The organism is Staphylococcus sp. GW823-FHT05F06, from assembly GCF_058795495.1.
In genome coordinates this window covers 122051-140977 of sequence record NZ_JBXAHW010000006.1, presented here as the reverse complement: position 1 = coordinate 140977, position 18927 = coordinate 122051, and the positions used below count along the sequence as shown (strand labels likewise).

Here is an 18927-nt window from a genome sequence, read left to right as displayed (position 1 = left end):
TGCGAAAGTAGCGATTCCTGCAGTTGCAATTGTAGCTGTAGCGATTTTTTTCATTGTTAAATATCCTCCTAAAAATTTAAATAATTAATTTCATATAATGAATAGTCATGTGACTAAAATATTTACTTTGTTATCCTTGGTTTCGTTCTTTTTTAACGACAAGCATTACTTTATCAGAAAAATGTACGTTTGTGTGCGGTGTTATCATTTTGTAATGTTTACATAGAGTTATTTCGTTAAACGAAGTCTGTAAATAGCGTAACGAAAGCATGTAACTAACAATGTTTCATGTAACGTTTTATAATTGTTATATTCTTGTAATAATAAATTTTGCTATTATTACAACTTTAGCTTTGATGAGTTTAATCTATCTTTTAAATATTTAGCCAATAAAGAATATTTACTTGATGTAAATTTAATCTTAGATATCGTTAAGATTGTTCATAAAATTGATAAAAAATGAGGTGAGACAGAATTCGTATCGAATTCGTTATCCCACCCCATCACTATGGTGAACTATAATAATAAATACCATATACCCATTTTTGACTTAATTGTTTTTGTCATCTCATTAAATCATGACTAAGGAAACACATTGAATCTAACTCTAATTTCTAGTGATATATAGCTCTCTTATTTTTATTTTTGAATATTATTTTTCATTAACTTCTTTCATTTTCTTAATGATTTCATTAGATAATGCCTTAACACCACTGTATTCCAAGTGAATACCATCATATGCAAAATACTCAGAATGACCTTCAGATGTTTTATACCAATCAACAATATGAACATTTTTATGTTTCTTAGCTACTTGTTCCATAATTTTATTATTAGTAGACTCGTAGTCTCTCGGTACTCTTACCTTAATTAAGTAAATATCTGCTTCACCTAAAGAATCAATTAATTCATTCATTTGATTTTTCGTAAACTCACCGTTTGTACCAAGTTCTATCACAACACTCTGACCTTTTTTAGTATAATCTTGGTACTTTTGATTGATTAAATCTTTACCCTCAATTAACTGTCGGCCAACTTTTCCATCAATATTAGCATTTGGTACTTTTTCACTAAAGACTTGACCGATATCTACCATTACTGAATCTCCCAGCAATAATGGAGACGCTTCTTTAGGATTAAAATGTTGTTGTGAAGACTTATCTTGATTATTTTCATCTGGCTTTTTAGGTTTTGCTTTCTGGTTCGTTTTAAAAGATTTTTGTTTCGCAGCTTGTTGTTTATCATGCTCTTTACCCAAACTATCATAGGCACCAAATACTATGAATGCAGAAGGAACAAGCAAGATTAACACAATAATCGTTCTTGAAAATCTTGTTAAATTTTTCGGTATCACCGTGAATGCTTTAAATCCATTTTTTCTAATAGGTGTTTCGATAAATTTATAAGATACTTCAGCCATGACAAACATAAGTATCACTTCACAAATATATACAAACCAAGGAATCTGACCTTGTACGAAATAACTATTCATAAAAATAATGATAGGATAGTGCCATAAATATAAACTATACGATCTCTTACCTATATAAATAAATAACTTGAAACTTAGTATTTTCTTTAAAACACTTGATGGATGCACAACGCTTGCAATGACAAACAGTGTTAAGAACGAGATGGCATAAAATCCTCCACTATATATCCATTTATCTTGATCACTAACCACTACAAACAAATAAATGAGCACTGCCATTCCGACTATGCCTATTGCACTTATACTTGCTTTAGCACCTTTAGATATATCCTTTCTGAAAGAGAACGGTGGCCAAATAAATGCTAGTAAGCATCCTAATAATAACGTTTGTAAACGTGTGTCAGTCCCGAAATAAACTCTAGAATTGTTACCTGTATACATATGTATCGTTATCATTGCAGTTAATGATAATAAAGAGATGATTAATAGAATAATCATTGTAGTTCTCTTTTTGAAAAACTTTAATAAGCCTAAAAGTATAAATGGAAAGAATAGATAGAATTGTTCTTCAATAGCTAATGACCACAAATGCTTTAATGGCGCTACAGCAAATTGATTAAAATAGTCTACGTCTTGTATGATATACCACCAGTTAGAAACATAGAAAAGTGCTGCTATAGCATCATGTTTTATACTAATAATTAATTCGGGTTTAAATAGTAATGTATATATTAAAACAACCGTGACAACAAACATCATTGCTGGTATTAATCGTTTAAATCTTCTAAGCCAAAAATTAACTAAATTAATAGAATTATTTCTATAATACTCACTTAATAATAAACTAGTTATGAGATAACCAGAAATGACAAAAAAAGTATCTACTCCAAGGAATCCACCAGATAACCATTTCGTATTTAAATGATAAATGATTATCCCAATGACTGCTATAGCTCTCAAACCATCTAAACCAGGCAAATAGTGCGGTTTATAAGTTTTGTTGAGACGTCTATAATTGTTCTCGTTCATTCAATTACACTCCGTTTAATTTTTAAAATACTTGCTCTTAATATTATCACAATTACATCCTCAATTGCATTGACATGTCATCTTTTTACTTTAATATTATACTTTAACAAATTAAATAGGTATACATTTATTAGAGCATCTTCATATAAGTTGTGTAGGCAAGCAATTTAAATGTATCTATATATGATATTAAACACACCATTTATATAACCATATCTTTTAAATAAATACAAACATAATATCATTTAATTTTATTATATTTTTTCAGTCTAGATGTTATATTTTCACTTTGTTAACATCACTTTGTTATATAAATCATTTTAATTAGACTTTCAAATAAAAAAGAGCCTAGAACACAAAGCAATGTGTCCTAGGCTTTTTAATGTATTGCATCGATAACTAAAATTAAAACTTACTTATATACAAGGAGTCAATTTTAGTCCTCGTTGCTGAGAGAACAACGAATGCTGTCTCACTCTTTCTAATTATATTATTAGATTTGGATTACATACCCCAAGCAGATAAACCTTGTGCTTTATATGCTTTATAAGCGGCATTGATTTGATCATTTACTGAACCAGTTGAACCCCAACCTGGCATAGTTTGGAATAATCCAGCAGCACCTGAAGCATTACGTGCATGTAATTGACCATTTGATTCTCTAGCAATGATGTGTTCCCATGTTGAAGCAGATACACCAGTACGTGCAGCCATTTGAGCAGCAGCATATGAACCTACAGAACCAGCAGTATTACCATTTGATAATCTTACTGAACTACTGTGAGAGCTGTAGTTATGGCTTGGTGCTGAGTATGAAGTAGTTGATGTGCTGTAGCTACGACTTTCTGAAGAAGTTGGAGCTGAAACAGCTTGTACATTTGTGTTACTAGATTGTGTATTTGCACTTACTTCTTGGTTTGATGATGATTCTGTGTAATCAGCATCTGAACCAGCTACAGCGTAGCTCCATGACCATTCAGAACCATTTGAAGTGAAGTTGTATTGGTATCCATTGTCTACGAAATGAATATCGTAAGCACCAGCTTGAACTGGTTTAGCATTTAATTCTTCAGGATTATGTTGTGCTAAATCTACTAAGTGTGCTTTATCAACGTTTGTAGTTTCTGAAGCGTGTGCTTCATGTCCTGATAAACCGTAACCTGCAATTCCTAAAGATACTGCTAATGTAGAAGCGATAACTGTTTTTTTCATGATATATAAATCCTCCAGATATAATTTAAAATTTGTTTGTTTTGTTATTTAAATGTTTTAAATTCGTTGTGCTATATTGAAAATGTTTTTTGTTAACTTTTGACGCTACCCACTATAACATAAAAATCGCCTTTGTATATTACACGTTCCTTACAAAAGGTTACAATATCAACATTGTTTTGTAATCTTAAAACAGATATATTTCAGTTTGTAACATATAATTCCTTAATATTAGTTTCATATTCCACCTTAATTTAAGTAATTACCTTGTGTTTCAAGCTGAAATACTATTATATTAAGTTATCTGTAAAATTACAGATTGCAATGTTGTTACATAAATGAAATAATTCTAACTATTTGATTCTAAATATTATCATTTTTTATGAAGGTTTGCTTATTTTAATGATGTTACTTTTTAACTCTTATTCTTTAATAAACAAAATGTAACTCTATATATCAATTTGGAACTCAAAATATCTTTTATATTAAACGACGTTACCATTTTCTATATAGGTGAGTTATCATTTTAGACTATATAATAGAAGAAACACATCGTTCTCATTCATAAACATTTCATTCATTATATTAAAAAAGAGAGTGAGACCAATGAATAATGCTTCATCCATGGTCTCACTCCCGAGATTTTTATTTAAAATTAATACGTCTTAACTCCCCATAGTACTTCTTCACATTTTCTAATAATTGTTTTAAGTACTTCAATCCGACTCGTTTTTTTATGATCTGCCGGAACAATATACCAAGGGGCATATGAAGTGTTTGTAGATTCAATCATATCATGACTTGCTTCTAAATATTCATCCCATTTTTCTCTATTACGCCAATCTTCTTCAGTAATCTTCCATTGTTTATCAGGATTATTTTCACGGTCTTTAAAACGCTTAAGCTGCTCATCTTTATCTAAACATAAGAAGAATTTTAATATGATTGTACCTTCATCTGTCCACATCTTTTCAAATTGATTGATTTCATCAGATGCTCGTTGCCATTCATTCTGGCTTGCAAAACCTTCTACACGTTCAACTAGTACACGACCATACCAACTCCGATCAAATATTTCTATATGACCTGATTTTGGCATCTTTTTAGCAAATCTCCACAAATAATGATGCTTAAGTTCGACATCCGTAGGTGCACTAATACCATTCACTTCATATCCTGTTGGATCTAATTTTTCTCTAATACGTTTAATATTGCCACCTTTACCAGCAGCATCCATACCTTCGAAAACCAAAACAAGGGGAATCTTTCTTTCATATAAAGCAAATTGGATTTCTCTCATTCTCTGTTGCAATTCAACAATGAGATTTTTATACGTTTTTTTGTCTACTTTCTCAAGATTATTATTAAATAAAGAAGTCGTAAAGCTTGATGTGAACTTACCGTTGACTTTAGTTGTTTGTTGTTCAACTTTTTTTATAGCTTGCTCAAGTCTATCTATTAAATGTAAGTACATTTTTTCAAAAGCATGCTCGCGCTCTGTGTAATCGATCACTTTCCAATCTTTATCTTTGTTGATGAATTGATGCATTTGATTTAGATAACTTTCTTGAGGTATAACATTTTCATATTCTTGAACTTTCCATCTAGTTAATGGATTATCTTTTGTCTGTTGAATATGTTCATTGCGTTTTTCTTCATTTATTTCTATGAAAAATTTTATAATTTCATAGTTATCATTCTTTAACATCGATTCAAAATGATAAATTTGATTGACTAAAACATCATAATTTTTATATTGATCATGCTTAATTTTATTTTCTTTATAATCTAAAAAGTGTGAATACCAACTTCTAAAATAAATATTTATATTGCCCTTTTGTGGTAAAGTATTCCAATATTTTTGTAAAAATTGGTAACGTAAATCGTTTGACTCTGGCGATTTAGTAGCTATAAATCGCGAATATTTGGCATCTAGGTGCAATAGTAATTCATTTGATAAACGTGTCTTCCCCGAAGCAGGAATCCCCTCAAATAATACCATAATTGGAATACCTAATTCATGAGTACGTCGACTTAATCGAGCTACTTTTAATTGTAATTCTTCTAGTTTCCCTGACATCGTTTCACCCTCTATATATGTTAAAGTTAGATGTTATATTGTTATATTTTAACATAGAAAAATCTCTTCAACGTTCTAAACGTCGAAGAGATACGAAGCTTTATCCCATAAATTTAAAAATATCATTCTCATACAAATGAATTAATCTTCTAAGTATTAAATCTAAAATCCATGCAACTAGAAACGGCACAACAAAAAAGGCGATGACAATAAGTAATAAACTTAACCATGCAGAATCAACATGCATAAATTTAAAGGCATTAATAGGCCCAACCATTCCGATAAAACCAAATCCTGCTGATTCTTTTGTTCCTGAAATACCAATAATCCCTGAAGCAATACCAGATATTGCCGCTGTCAAGAAAATCGGAATCATAATGACAGGGTATTTAACCATATTTGGCATCATCATTTTCACCCCACCGAAAAATATTGATAAAGGAATACCTACATGATTAACTTTGCTGGTACCAATCAATAATACAGCTTCTGTCGCTGCTATACCTATTGAAGCAGATCCCGCAGCAATACCTGATAATCCAATAGCAATAGCTATGGCTACAGTTGACAATGGTGATATGATTATAAAACTAAACACCATAGAGATTAACATACTCATAAACACTGGTTGTAATTCAGTAAAGCTATTAACCATGTTACCAATTCCCGTTGTAATTAACCTTACATATGGTAAAGTAAATACGCCGATTGTAGCTGCTAAACCACCAACAACTGTCGGAAAAACAATTAAAGCCATACTACCAACACGTTCTTCTATTAATAAAATAAGTAACACGGCGATGGATGCAGTTAACATCGTATTAATTAAATCCCCAATTCCCGCAATTACCCATGTACCTTGTTTAAATTGAGCTGCACCACTACCAACATATGAGGCACTTGCTACTACAGCTATTGCTAAAGGTGTCATATTGAACTTCATAGCTATCAATGCTCCAATAAGCGCTGGCACTGTAAATTGGATGGCTTGAACGACCCCTAATAAAGTTTTGAAAATAGGATGATATTGCATAAAGTATTTAAAAATTTCTCCCAAAATTGCATTTGGAACGAGTCCGGCTACTATTCCAATTGCTACCCCTGATAACACTCTAAAAACAAAATCCTTTGGTCCATCGATATTTTTTATCGTCGACATAAGTTAAACCTCCCAATGTGCTAAGTGAAATTATGTATAAAAAGAGTCTCGAAGCCCATATATGATTCAATTAAATCTTTCTTAGATGCTGTAACTTAGAGGGATAATTAGTGAAATGCATATATGACATTCAAGACTATGCTCAATAGTATATCATATTTTTCTGAAAATTAAGATAACTTATTCGACATTTAATTCAAAACATTAATTTTTTTAATTAAAATACACTTCATAACCTTTAGTTTAAATACTAACGTTATGAAGTGTTAGCTAACTCGTCCTATTTGAAATAATAAGTGCTTTACTCTTCCTCATTTTTAATTTTAGCTTTGCGAGATTCTTTTTTATATTTTTGATACATCAATAGCATGATAACAAACCATACGGGTGCAGAAAGTACGGCATAACGCGTTGCACTATTAATCAATAGTATAATAAAAATAAATGCAAAGAACCCTAAAATACTGTAAGCCATGTATTTTCCGCCCCACATTTTATAGTTACTTTCTTTATGCTGTTTCGGTTCATGTCTTAAATAACCTAGATACGCGATCATAATAATTGTCCAAATCATAATATTTAAAACAGTTGAAAATGTTGTAATTTGTACGAACACTTTAGTCGCATCTTTAAAAATTGCATTTAACACGACTGAAATACTTAATAAGCCACATGTCACTAAAATAGCATAATGTGGTACGCCGTGCTTATTGGTTCTATGTAAGAATGCTGGACCTTGCTTTCTTCCAGCTAATCCAAACATCGTACGGCTATTAGCAAATATACCACTATTACAAGAAGAGGCTGCAGCTGTAAGTACAACAAAGTTAATAATACCTGCTGCAAAAGGGATTCCAACTAATCCAAACATTTTAACGTATGGACTGTCAGCAGGATTCAATTGTTGCCATGGTACAACAGACATGATAACTGCCAACGATCCTATATAAAATAATAATATTCTAAACGGTACATTATTAATTGCTTGAGGAATTGTTTTGTGAGGATCTTTAGTCTCCCCTGCAGTTATTCCAATCAACTCAATACCAATAAATGAGAAAATTGCCATTTGGAATGACATGAAGAAACCTTGTGCACCATTAGGGAAAAAGCCTCCGTCTTTCCATATATTCGTTACCGTTGCAGGGCCATAGCTTGTCTTCATTCCAAATACAATCATAACAACACCAACGGCTATCAAAGCTAAAATAGTCAAAACTTTAATAATAGATAGCCAAAATTCTAATTCTCCAAATAATTTAGCACTGAATAGATTTAAAGCAACTAAAACTAAAATAGTCGCTGCAGCTGTTAACCAGTTTGGAATTGTTGGATACCAGAAGGAAACATACTTGGCAACAGCAGTCACTTCTGCCATTCCTGAAATAATCCATGTTAACCAATATGTCCACCCCACCATAAAACCTGCCATAGAACCAATATGATGATGAGCAATGTCACCAAACGATTTAAATCCTAAATTGGATAACAGTAATTCTCCCATAGCTCTCATGAACATAAAGAGAACAAAACCTACTATTATGTATGTTAGTAAGATAGATGGGCCTGCTAAATGAATAGATTGGCCAGCACCAAGAAATAAACCTGTTCCAATAGCCCCGCCAATAGCAATTAATTGTATATGTCTATTGCTTAATTCTCTTTGCAGTTTATCTGCCATAATCTTTTCTTCTCCATTTCATAGAGTAAATCACTGACTGAAAATTATGTCGTACGTCATACCCCTTTTTTTATAATAAATTTCTTTTAATCACAGAAAAATCGTATTACAAATTTAAATATACCCTATTTTTAAAATTTTCAATCAATCTTATGTTTAAAAACCTCACTAAAGCCCGTTGATATCTTTAGTGAGGTCGATGTTCTTTATTCTAAAATGATTTTCATAGAGCGTTGTACACTATCAGCATACATACCTCCAAATTTAAGTAAATGTATCATAAGTAAATATAATCTATAAAATTCTATACGCTTTTGTGATCCCTTGGCTAGTGGTAACTGTTGATTATATTCATCATAGAACTCTTGTGTAAATCCACCAAATACTGTAGTGATTCCTATGTCAAATTCTCTATCTCCATATAGTGGTGCAGGATCAAATAAAGCAGGTTGGCCATTTGTTAAGAACATGTAGTTACCTCCCCATAAATCACCATGTAACAGAGAGGGCTTACTAGTATGATTTGAAAGTTCATCAACAATAACTTTTCTTACACGTTCATACATTTTTTTATCTTCTTGTTTCCACAATCCTACACGTAATAACTCATCTTGTAAGTGATCCATTCTACGATTTATAAAAATCTCTTTCCATGTCTCAGTCCATGAATTATCAAAGGAAATATCTGCACCTTCATGTGGTAAACGGAATCCAAATTTATTATCTTGTTGGTATTGGCTATGCATTCTAGCAACTAATCGAGCAAGCTCTCTTTGACTCCCTTGACTACCTTCTTCAAGAAAACTTAATAATAAATATGCATCTCCATTTATCTCTCCACTTGCAATTACTCTTGGAGCTGTTATACCTGCATTTTCAAATTCATTTAGTCCTGCAATTTCTGCGGCATAAAAGGCTTCTGATCGTTGACGTTGAACGAGTAGAAAAAAAATATCTTCTTCAACTGTAGTGACTTTAAATGCTTCATTTACATCTCCGCCACTTACTGGAGAAATGTCTTTCACATTGTCAAGTGGCAATGCGCTCATCCATTGTTCATTCATTTTCTCACCCTCTTAACTTTATATTATATCTACATTATTATATTACCTATAATGAAAACATTAATCTTAAATTCTTTATATTATTAAATTAAGTCAATTTTTTAACTTTCTAATATTTAACTATGAAATTTTACATGAAAATGCTAGTCTATTAAAAGAATGAATTTCAAACATATTAACTGGGGATAGTAAGCCTCAAATATAATGAAATAGGAGCATTTATATGTACAAATTAGTTAAGCCTTTATTATTCAAATTAGATCCTGAACGAGCACATGGTTTGACCATCAATGCGTTGAAGTGTGTTCAAAAATGTTCACCCATTTTACCTATCGTTAATAAGTTATTTACTTATAACAATCCAATATTAACGCAACACATTCACGGTATTTCTTTTGATAATCCTATCGGGTTAGCTGCAGGTTTTGATAAATCTTGTGAAGTTCCAAAAGCACTTGAAAACATTGGCTTCGGTGCAATTGAACTCGGCGGTATAACACCTAAGCCTCAACCAGGTAATCCAAAACCACGCATGTATCGTTTACTAGAAGATGATGCACTCATCAATCGTATGGGATTCAATAATAAGGGTATGAATAAAGCACTAAGTAATTTACGTAATCATTCATGCTCAATACCAGTAGGATTAAATGTTGGTGTGAATAAAACAACTTCCTATGAAAATCGCTATCAAGATTACATTAAAGTGATTGACACATTTAAAAATGACGTCTCATTCTTTACAGTGAATATTAGCTCCCCAAATACAGAAAATCTCCAAAACTTTCACGACGAAGATGAATTTTCGATGTTATGTGATGCTTTAAATTCATTTAAAGCTAAGAACAATATTAATGTACCTATCTTTTTAAAGTTAACATCTGATATGGAATTAGATGGTTTTAAAAAAATCTTGCCTTCAATTACAGATACATTCGATGGGGTTATGTTGGCAAATACGACACGACAACGCGATGGATTAAATTCAAAAAATAAAATACAAAAAGGTGGCTTGAGTGGCAGACCATTATTCCAAAGAAACTTACAACTGGTTAAATATGCCTATCAACAAACACGAGGTAACTTCTTAATTATTGGAACTGGTGGTATATTCAGTTCTGAAGATGCTATCAAAATGTTAAGAAACGGTGCATCATTACTACAAATATACTCTTCATTAGTCATTGAAGGACCAGGTTTGACTAAGAAAATGAATAAAGAAATTGCGCATTATTTAACTCGACATGGTTATGCTAATGTAAGTGATATTATTGGTTTAGATGCATAAATTACAATTATGAAGCTGCCTTTTAAATAATGAATAATTTAATAAATAACGTATAAAAGTTTAAGAATGCTATTATTCATTGGAGGTCCTATCATGGATAAAATAAACAAAGAAGATACCGATACTAAAAAAGATAGTAATAACAACTATAAACATCAAAATGACCATATAGATAGACAAGGTTTAAATGGTTATCAAAAAACTGATTTAGATCTTGAGATAGAACGAGAACTACAGGAAATGATGGAAAATGGAGAATCTAATAAAGAAACAAAAAGTAAGCATTTCAAAATCTTATCTTTCGTTTCAATGATTGTCATTGTAGTGATAGCCATCATACGATTCATCCAAAAAACGATATAAATATACAAATGAGCCTGGGACAAAAAGGTCCAAGATAAGTAAATAAAGACAATTTCTATTGAAATAATATAGAAATTGTCTTTTTTATAATTTTTTTGATGATTTTCACCTCGTTGAGCTGTTACTTTTCTTATATTAAGCCACGATAATGTCTGAATTCATCGAATTCAGTATCGGGAATTGTTTCTGCAATATCATTTACATGTCGTGAAATATCATTCGTGGGGATAAGAACTGAAGTTTCCATTAGTAGAGTATGTTGAGTCATGTTATAGTCTTTATACATAAGGCACCTCGTTAATTTAGTTTAGTGATGTTTATTAAATTATACGAAAGGGCTTATTTTTTTAAAGTATTTTAATGTAAAATTACATATGAATACAAAGTATTTTGGCGAGACTCTTGAGGGAACAGGACAAGCTGAAGACTACAGGCTGAAGCTGTCCCCTAAGAAAGCGAGCCAACAATACGAAGTATTGTAAATAAAGAAGCCAGTAAATGAATTTATGAAAACTCATTTACTGGCTATTTTGCTAGGAATTATGTCCGAGCCTCACATTTTATATTTTTAAAATTGTTGTAAAAATGCTTGAGCATCTTTATTTATTTGTTTAAAATCTATACCTTGCTTCATCGCTGCAAATACACAACCACAATAACATTGTCTAAAAATATTATAATCATTACACATTTCGATAGAACGTTCATACCCTTTATTCTTTTTAAAATCACTTGGTAAATATTTTACATTATATATATTTTGTACATCCATACCTAGTTCATTGATTAATTGCGCATTTTTCTTTGGAGAGAGTGTGATTGCACTACCAAAATAATCGTAACCATGTTCTAAAGCAGCTTTTGCAACAATTTCTAATCGCATCTCGAAACAAGCCGTACATCTTAGTCCACCTTCCGGCTCTTCAGTTAAACCTTTATCTTTTGCCATTTTCATAAATTTATGCGGTTCATATTCGGCTTCAATATACTTTACATTTGCACCTGTTTTATTATTAAAATCATTTACAAATTGTTCTTGAACTTTAGCACGTCTTAAATATTCACTTTTGGGATGTATATTAGGATTCGCAAAATAAATCGCTATATCCGCATATTGTGTTAAAAACTCTAACGTATATGTACTACAAGGTGCACAACAACTATGAAGTAAGATTTTAGGGCGTTCTCCATCACGTTCCCATTGAGAAATTATCTTTCTTAATACTTTATCATAGTTGATTTTTTGATTTTTCATTTTAGCTAAAATTTGATTCGCTTCAATCACAATATGACCTCTCTTTCATCTACATAACACATTATTTAATAATATTATATATTAGCGAATATATAAAGGAAATATCGAATGTACAAGACAATTCGACTTTAACTCTTAAAAAATTAAAAAAAGCGACCGAATTTGAATTGCGTGTATTTCCACATTTTAACAACAAGTCCTAAAAATAAAAATTTGTTACATAGCTACTTTAAAATTAGTCATCAATTTCCACTACAATAAAACACCTGAGACAATTATTTTTGTCTCAGGTTCTTACATTAAATATTAATAACCAGATCCAACTTCTTCACCATCTTCGTCATATTCTGTAACATAACCGTCGTCAATGTCTACCGTGTACGATCCAGCTAAATCTCCATCTTTATCTAAGAATGAAAAACCCCATTTACCATCACCGGTTTTTTCAGGTTCTTTATACGTATACGTATCAGTATCTAGTGTATGTCCTTCATATGACTCTACTTTATCAATTACATTTTCACGCGTTACTTCGCCACTACTTGAATCGTTATCTGACTCGTCATCTGAATCATCGTATTTTTCATCTAATTTTTTATCGACATACTGATCAATAGCTTCTTCATCGAATTTGACTGTGACATCTGTCACACCACCATCTTTTTCGCTTGCACTTGCTACATTGACCGAATTTGATTTAAAAGTTTTTCCTTCGTATGAACCTTCAGCGTGAACGATAACTTCTTCATCTGGATCATAAGGACCATATGTTTCTGATGAAAAACCATCGCCTATTTCTTTACCATTAGCATATATTTTTACATTATCTAATATATATCCGCCTTCAGTATCAACATTAAAACGTTTTTGTTTAAACGATTCATATGCAATACTATCACTTTCACTCATATCAATTGTAATAGCGCCTTTAAAATTTTTACCTTCCATGTCTTTTGATGCTTTTAAATTATAATCACCGATAGGAAATGTTCCTAATTCTTTATCGTCATCTTCTTCTACAGAAATATGATGTTTATCCCCGTTAAATTCATAAGTAATTTCACCACTATCACTTGAAACGATCGTAATTGTTTTTTGAGGAACATTAAATTGATAGTTATCAAAAAAAACATATTTTTTCCCGTCTTTAGATATATTTAAAATATTATTATCATTTGCATCTACAGATAAATTGTTATAGTGATTATTTTTAATATCTTTGGTGTTTTCTTCAACTTTGTCAGCAACATGCTTTAAATCACTTTCTGCTTTAATATACTTTAAGTACGCACGTGCTTCTTCTTCATTTAAACGATGATCGTTTGATGTTAATTGCTTAGATAATGATTTAGCATCGTCTTTTTTGATAGCATGTGCAATGTGAGTCGCTTGTTTTTCTGGAGACATTTGATTTTTAGCTATAGTAAAGATTACTACCAAAGCAATGATAATGGCTAACACTATAGTAACAATCAACCAAGTTTTTTTATTACTCTTATTGGAACGTGGTTGTTGATGAGAATAACGTTGTTCTGAATGTTTATAATTAGGTCCATCATTTCTCACAGGCGTACCACAATTTGTACACACCTTTACACCTTCTCGAAGAGGTTGACCACAATTACTGCAATATTTCATATTTTAATAAGTTCCTCCTTCAAATAAATCCCCTAGTTCTTCTATAAAATCACCAAATATTTGATGGAAAAATGCCTCCCCAAAAATACGAATAAATAAGAACAAAATAATGATATAAATAATCACACCATAAAAGCTGGATATTCTTGTTTGATTACCAGTGCTATACTTCGCAATTAGATAAATACCAGAAGCAATAAATAATAATAAAGACAATAATGCTATACTTCCGCCAAAGCTGTATGATTCTGCTAATATTAAAATTACAGAAATAATTAAAATTGCTAACGAAACACTATTAATTAACACATAGTCTGATAATACTTTTTTAAATGCAATAGGTTGTCTAACTACTAAACGTGTAAGCCCAAATATTGCACCTACTATGACAACCAAAAATAGAATAATACCAAAAATGATACTCGTTACCAAACTTCCTCTTGTAGTACCGAAAATACCAATCTCAACTGGTATTACGGAAGCGAGTAAAATTGCTAATACAATAAAACCGATTATTAATAATGATAATAATAATTTAAAACTGAAAACATGATTAGTTTGAATGATTTTATCAGGTGCAGTAAATGCACTTTTAAAGAAACCTTTACTTTCATTTGTTACTTGTTTAGCTTGTTGACCTATTTGACTTTGCTGTTGATCGTGATTGTGTTGATTTTGAGGAATTTCTCGATGTTGAGGTCTTTGATGGTATGTAGAGAGATTTGATTGTTGGGTATCATTATGTGACTGCTTAGATTGTAATGTTGAATCTGCTACGTCATTTTCATTTGATCTAGTCTCATCATGAGATGTTGAATCAACATTTTGATGAGTCGCTGCGTTGTTTTCTTTATTATTTGATGTTATGTTTTGTTCTTCATCATTCTTTTCAGCTTTTGTTATTTCACTTTCTGCATTTCTGACTGACTGTGGATGTCGACTTATTTTATGTCCACATTCACCACAGAATAAATCATCATCTTCTATTGGATTACCGCAATTCGGACAATGCATATAAAACCCTCCTATAATAAATATTTTGTAATCTTTTAAATTATATCATTTTATTTATATTGTTTTCTACAAAAATCCTAAAAATCTTATTTATTTAATCGGACATAGTGAATTGTGGTATATAGATTCCATATAAAGGAGTATATATTTTCCGCCACTTTTTCAACTCATATATTCTCAAATTGATTTATAGTAATAGTATGTATTTCTCTTCATTATTATTTAGACATTTACTTCAAAACAATATAATTGAAATAAAAAAGAGTCTGGACATCCATCTACCTTGTGTCCAGACTCTTAATCATGCTCATAGTATTTTATTGATTCAATCATCATCTTATTTATATCTTTTCAAACCTTTTTGATTTCAAAATCGATAATGACACTATCACTTGAGAACGAATTCCATCTCATTTCTTATACATTTGATATCGTATTTTCTTTCTCATTTATCATTTCTATAATTTCATTATTTTCATTTAACACAGCTACTTTTGGTGAGTGATCTACCATTTCATCTTCATTTAATTGTGCATATGTCATAATAATAATGACGTCTCCAACTTCAACTAGTCTTGAAGCCGCGCCATTTAAACACATCTTTCCACTACCACGTTCTCCAGCAATGACATATGTTTCAAATCGAGCACCATTATTATTATTAACAATAGCAACCTTTTCATTGGGTAAAATATCAACCGCATCTAATATATTGGCATCTATTGTTATGCTTCCAACGTAATTTAAATTAGATTCTGTAACTCTAGCTCTATGGATTTTTGAGTTCATAAATGTTCTAATCAATATAGTCATCTCCAATAATTATATTATCTATCAATCTTGCTTTAGAAAATTTAACTGCCAATGATATGAATATTCGTCCATGAATCTTTGATTGTTGTATAAGATTTGGATAACTATAAATACCCAAATCATCAATATGTCCACTAATATTTTTGTTTAAATACGCAGCGATTTGACCTATAATCTCATTGCTATCTCGTTCACCCGCTTCATACAAATTCTTTGCTAAGCGTAGACTTTGATATAAATGTTTTGCCTCTTTTCGTTCTTCAGAGGTCAAGTAAATATTTCTAGAGCTTTTGGCTAAACCATCTTTTTCTCTTACGATATCAATACCGATAACATGTACAGGAAGATTAAAGTCTTTAACCATCTTTTCAACAATAGCTAATTGTTGTGCATCCTTTTTCCCAAAATAGGCATAATCTGGTTGCACAATATTAAATAGTTTGTTGACCACGGTCACAACACCTTCGAAGTGTCCAGGTCTTTGTGCTCCCTCTAATACTTGTGCCAAGTGTCCAACTTTCAGATGAATACCTAATTCTTCTGGATACATTTCATCTACACTCGGATGGAAAACATAATCCACTTGTAACTTTTTTACTGCAGCCACATCATCATCGAGTTGACGTGGATAAGCATCAAAATCCTCATTAGGTCCAAACTGCAAGGGATTCACAAATATACTAATAACCGTGAGATCATTTTCGCTTACAGATTGCTTCATCATGGTTAAATGACCATCATGTAAAGCTCCCATAGTCGGAACGAATCCTATTGTTTTACCTTCACGTTGATGTTGTTTAACAATAGATTGCATTTCATTGATTGTTGTAATAACTTTAGTCATGTTGCTCTACCTCATCCATAATACGTTTTTTGTAAGTATGATTTTCAGAAGGAAACGTCCCTGCTTTAACTTCTTCATTATATTGCCTTAATCCATCAATACCACTTGAAAAGTCTGCAAATTGCTTAACAAACTTAGCGTGTCGATCAACACCATAATTTAACATATCATGATACACTAACACTTGCCCATCAGTATCTTTTCCTGCCCCTATACCTATAACTGGAATAGTGAGTTGCTGACTAATTTCTCGAGCTAAATCACTAGGTATGGCTTCTAAAACCAGTACTACTGCACCAGCAGTTTCCATAGCTTTAGCATCTTTGATAAGTTGCATAGCGGCTGTCTTTGTATCCCCTTGAAGTTTATACCCCATTACACCTACACTTTGAGGTGTAAGACCTAAGTGAGAAACAACAGGTATACCCATTTTAGTTGCTTTTTGAATAAATGATGTAAGATGAGCCCCTTCTACTTTGACAGCGTTAGCATTCGTGTTTTGATAAAGCTTAAGTGCATTTTTTAGATCTTCTTCATCACTTAAACCAACAGTCCCTATAGGCATATCAACAACTATAAATGTATCTGAAGCACCTCTTTTAACAGCCTTACCATGATGAATCATATCGTTCAATGTAACTTGAACAGTACTATCATATCCTAACACTGTCATTCCTAAAGAATCTCCTACCAAAATCATGTCAATTTCAGCTTGTTGTGCTTGCTTAGCACTAGGATAATCATAAGCTGTAACCATAGAAATCTTTTGCTGTGATGCCTTCATTTTGTTTAAATGATTTAAAGTTTTCAATTCATTTCACCCTCAATTTCCTTTATTATTAGCAATAGTATAATGAATCGTAAAAAGAAAGGAAAGAATAAAGTTATGACAATTGCCATTATAGGCCCAGGTGCAGTGGGTACAACGTTAGCTTTTGAATTAAAAAAAGTTCTACCAGATACGGAACTCATCGGCCGGCAAGATAAATTAATGACCTATTTCCCAGAAAATACTTCTAATGGAAGTAATGTTAAAGTGACTTCATTTAATCATATTAATCAAACTTTTGATGTCATTATCATAGCAGTTAAAACACATCAATTGGATGACGTCATTAAACAATTACCTAAAATCACTCATGACGATTCGCTCATTATCTTAGCACAAAATGGCTATGGACAGCTTAATAAACTTCCATATCAACATGTCTTTCAAGCAGTCGTCTATATTAGCGGACAAAAAGTTAACAACAATGTTCAACATTTCAGAGATTACCAACTATATATTCAAGATAGCACACTAACTCGTCAATTCAAGCAAATGGTTCATCCTTCCAAAATAGAGGTGGTTTTACAAGAAAATATTGAAAAAAGCATTTGGTATAAATTATTAGTGAATTTAGGTATAAATACCATCACTGCTATTGGACAACAACCAGCTAAAATTTTAAAATCTCCTCATATTGAGTCGTTGTGTCGTCGTATATTAGTTGATGGTCTTAAAGTTGCTAGAGCTGAACAAATTGACTTTGAAGATCATATCGTTGATGATATTTTAAATATTTATAAAGGTTATCCAGACGAAATGGGAACAAGTATGTATTACGATGTCATTAACAAGCATCCTCTTGAAGTCGAGGCCATACAGGGTTATATATATAAATGTGCAAAAAAACATCATTTAGAGACACCCTATCTAGATATGGCTTATACATTTTTATACGCTTATCACCTTGAATACACACAACCAGATTGATATCTTAGGTAAATTAGTCATTATAAAATATGACCTTTTCTCAAAAAAAATATATTTATTCTACAAATAAACAACCCCATATTTGAAATGCATTTACTTTATAAATTCTAATCACCATAAACATATAACAAAGCCTAGAACACAAATTCATGTCCTAGGCTTTGTTAACCATATAGATAATTTATACTTGAATTGAAGATGTTGTTTATATCAAACTTTTTCAATAGTAGTACAAGAAACCCCAACATAGAGAGTTTCATTCAGAAATTCTCTATGTCGGGGTTCGTTACCGAGATAAG

Annotated in this window: 16 protein-coding genes; 3 read left to right on the top strand and 13 right to left on the bottom strand. The window is 31.4% G+C overall.

Annotation, left to right across the window (positions count from 1 at the left end):
* Positions 1-652 precede the first annotated feature (652 nt).
* The 6 genes from AC1Q7N_RS05870 to AC1Q7N_RS05845 all read right to left on the bottom strand — a co-directional run bounded on the left by AC1Q7N_RS05870 (position 653) and on the right by AC1Q7N_RS05845 (position 9657).
* The gene (locus tag AC1Q7N_RS05870) at positions 653-2461 is read right to left on the bottom strand and encodes an acyltransferase family protein (protein WP_001830636.1); all 1809 of its coding nucleotides are present in this window, start codon (positions 2459-2461) and stop codon (positions 653-655) included.
* Positions 2462-2965: 504 nt separating this feature from the next.
* Complete coding sequence (locus tag AC1Q7N_RS05865) at positions 2966-3673, bottom strand: lysozyme family protein (RefSeq protein WP_002438072.1); 708 nt, start codon at positions 3671-3673, stop codon at positions 2966-2968.
* A 655-nt stretch (positions 3674-4328) separates the two neighbouring features.
* Positions 4329-5753: a polyphosphate--AMP phosphotransferase gene (locus AC1Q7N_RS05860; protein WP_001830598.1), complete on the bottom strand. Its 1425-nt coding sequence runs from the start codon at positions 5751-5753 to the stop codon at positions 4329-4331.
* A 100-nt stretch (positions 5754-5853) separates the two neighbouring features.
* Positions 5854-6912, bottom strand: coding sequence for a PTS sugar transporter subunit IIC (locus tag AC1Q7N_RS05855; protein ID WP_001830678.1), 1059 nt, complete (start codon positions 6910-6912; stop codon positions 5854-5856).
* Between the two features lie 301 nt (positions 6913-7213).
* A complete protein-coding gene (locus AC1Q7N_RS05850; protein ID WP_001830673.1) occupies positions 7214-8593 on the bottom strand; it encodes an amino acid permease in 1380 nt (459 codons plus the stop codon).
* 206 nt (positions 8594-8799) lie between these two features.
* The gene (locus AC1Q7N_RS05845; RefSeq protein WP_001830635.1) at positions 8800-9657 is read right to left on the bottom strand and encodes a fructosamine kinase family protein; all 858 of its coding nucleotides are present in this window, start codon (positions 9655-9657) and stop codon (positions 8800-8802) included.
* A gap of 223 nt (positions 9658-9880) precedes the next feature.
* On the opposite strand from AC1Q7N_RS05845, the gene AC1Q7N_RS05840 reads away from it, so the two are divergent.
* Positions 9881-10945 (top strand): quinone-dependent dihydroorotate dehydrogenase, encoded by a 1065-nt coding sequence (locus AC1Q7N_RS05840; protein ID WP_001830663.1) that lies wholly within the window; start codon positions 9881-9883, stop codon positions 10943-10945.
* 93 nt (positions 10946-11038) lie between these two features.
* Positions 11039-11308: a hypothetical protein gene (locus tag AC1Q7N_RS05835; RefSeq protein WP_001830640.1), complete on the top strand. Its 270-nt coding sequence runs from the start codon at positions 11039-11041 to the stop codon at positions 11306-11308.
* A gap of 130 nt (positions 11309-11438) precedes the next feature.
* Here AC1Q7N_RS05835 and AC1Q7N_RS05830 read toward each other — a convergent pair whose 3' ends face one another.
* The 7 genes from AC1Q7N_RS05830 to panB form a co-directional block, all read right to left on the bottom strand.
* Positions 11439-11594 carry a hypothetical protein gene (locus AC1Q7N_RS05830; RefSeq protein WP_001830677.1) on the bottom strand — a complete coding sequence of 52 codons (156 nt, stop codon included), beginning with the start codon at positions 11592-11594 and terminating at the stop codon, positions 11439-11441.
* A 282-nt stretch (positions 11595-11876) separates the two neighbouring features.
* Positions 11877-12563, bottom strand: coding sequence for an epoxyqueuosine reductase QueH (locus AC1Q7N_RS05825; protein ID WP_153647446.1), 687 nt, complete (start codon positions 12561-12563; stop codon positions 11877-11879).
* A 306-nt stretch (positions 12564-12869) separates the two neighbouring features.
* Positions 12870-14201: a zinc ribbon domain-containing protein gene (locus tag AC1Q7N_RS05820; protein WP_002486289.1), complete on the bottom strand. Its 1332-nt coding sequence runs from the start codon at positions 14199-14201 to the stop codon at positions 12870-12872.
* A 3-nt stretch (positions 14202-14204) separates the two neighbouring features.
* On the bottom strand, positions 14205-15215 hold the full coding sequence (locus AC1Q7N_RS05815; RefSeq protein ID WP_001830633.1) for a zinc-ribbon domain-containing protein: 1011 nt from the start codon (positions 15213-15215) through the stop codon (positions 14205-14207).
* A 417-nt stretch (positions 15216-15632) separates the two neighbouring features.
* On the bottom strand, positions 15633-16019 hold the full coding sequence (panD, locus tag AC1Q7N_RS05810) for an aspartate 1-decarboxylase (RefSeq protein WP_001830619.1): 387 nt from the start codon (positions 16017-16019) through the stop codon (positions 15633-15635).
* Positions 16012-16872 carry a pantoate--beta-alanine ligase gene (gene panC, locus AC1Q7N_RS05805; RefSeq protein WP_001830610.1) on the bottom strand — a complete coding sequence of 287 codons (861 nt, stop codon included), beginning with the start codon at positions 16870-16872 and terminating at the stop codon, positions 16012-16014. Before panC ends, panD begins: the two co-directional genes overlap by 8 nt.
* Positions 16865-17683: a 3-methyl-2-oxobutanoate hydroxymethyltransferase gene (panB, locus tag AC1Q7N_RS05800; RefSeq protein WP_001830671.1), complete on the bottom strand. Its 819-nt coding sequence runs from the start codon at positions 17681-17683 to the stop codon at positions 16865-16867. The genes panC and panB overlap by 8 nt, the downstream gene beginning before the upstream one ends.
* A 75-nt stretch (positions 17684-17758) precedes the next feature.
* Between panB and AC1Q7N_RS05795 the strand changes: the two genes are divergently transcribed.
* Positions 17759-18628: an oxidoreductase gene (locus AC1Q7N_RS05795; protein WP_001830628.1), complete on the top strand. Its 870-nt coding sequence runs from the start codon at positions 17759-17761 to the stop codon at positions 18626-18628.
* Positions 18629-18927: the final 299 nt, after the last annotated feature.

Bases quoted from the DNA above. Each gene is read 5' to 3' on its own strand.
- AC1Q7N_RS05870 (WP_001830636.1), bottom strand. From the start codon at position 2,461: ATGAACGAGAACAATTATAGACGTCTCAACAAAACTTATAAACCGCAC.
- AC1Q7N_RS05865 (WP_002438072.1), bottom strand. From the start codon at position 3,673: ATGAAAAAAACAGTTATCGCTTCTACATTAGCAGTATCTTTAGGAATT.
- AC1Q7N_RS05860 (WP_001830598.1), bottom strand. From the start codon at position 5,753: ATGTCAGGGAAACTAGAAGAATTACAATTAAAAGTAGCTCGATTAAGT.
- AC1Q7N_RS05855 (WP_001830678.1), bottom strand. From the start codon at position 6,912: ATGTCGACGATAAAAAATATCGATGGACCAAAGGATTTTGTTTTTAGA.
- AC1Q7N_RS05850 (WP_001830673.1), bottom strand. From the start codon at position 8,593: ATGGCAGATAAACTGCAAAGAGAATTAAGCAATAGACATATACAATTA.
- AC1Q7N_RS05845 (WP_001830635.1), bottom strand. From the start codon at position 9,657: ATGAATGAACAATGGATGAGCGCATTGCCACTTGACAATGTGAAAGAC.
- AC1Q7N_RS05840 (WP_001830663.1), top strand. From the start codon at position 9,881: ATGTACAAATTAGTTAAGCCTTTATTATTCAAATTAGATCCTGAACGA.
- AC1Q7N_RS05835 (WP_001830640.1), top strand. From the start codon at position 11,039: ATGGATAAAATAAACAAAGAAGATACCGATACTAAAAAAGATAGTAAT.
- AC1Q7N_RS05830 (WP_001830677.1), bottom strand. From the start codon at position 11,594: ATGTATAAAGACTATAACATGACTCAACATACTCTACTAATGGAAACT.
- AC1Q7N_RS05825 (WP_153647446.1), bottom strand. From the start codon at position 12,563: ATGAAAAATCAAAAAATCAACTATGATAAAGTATTAAGAAAGATAATT.
- AC1Q7N_RS05820 (WP_002486289.1), bottom strand. From the start codon at position 14,201: ATGAAATATTGCAGTAATTGTGGTCAACCTCTTCGAGAAGGTGTAAAG.
- AC1Q7N_RS05815 (WP_001830633.1), bottom strand. From the start codon at position 15,215: ATGCATTGTCCGAATTGCGGTAATCCAATAGAAGATGATGATTTATTC.
- panC (WP_001830610.1), bottom strand. From the start codon at position 16,872: ATGACTAAAGTTATTACAACAATCAATGAAATGCAATCTATTGTTAAA.
- AC1Q7N_RS05795 (WP_001830628.1), top strand. From the start codon at position 17,759: ATGACAATTGCCATTATAGGCCCAGGTGCAGTGGGTACAACGTTAGCT.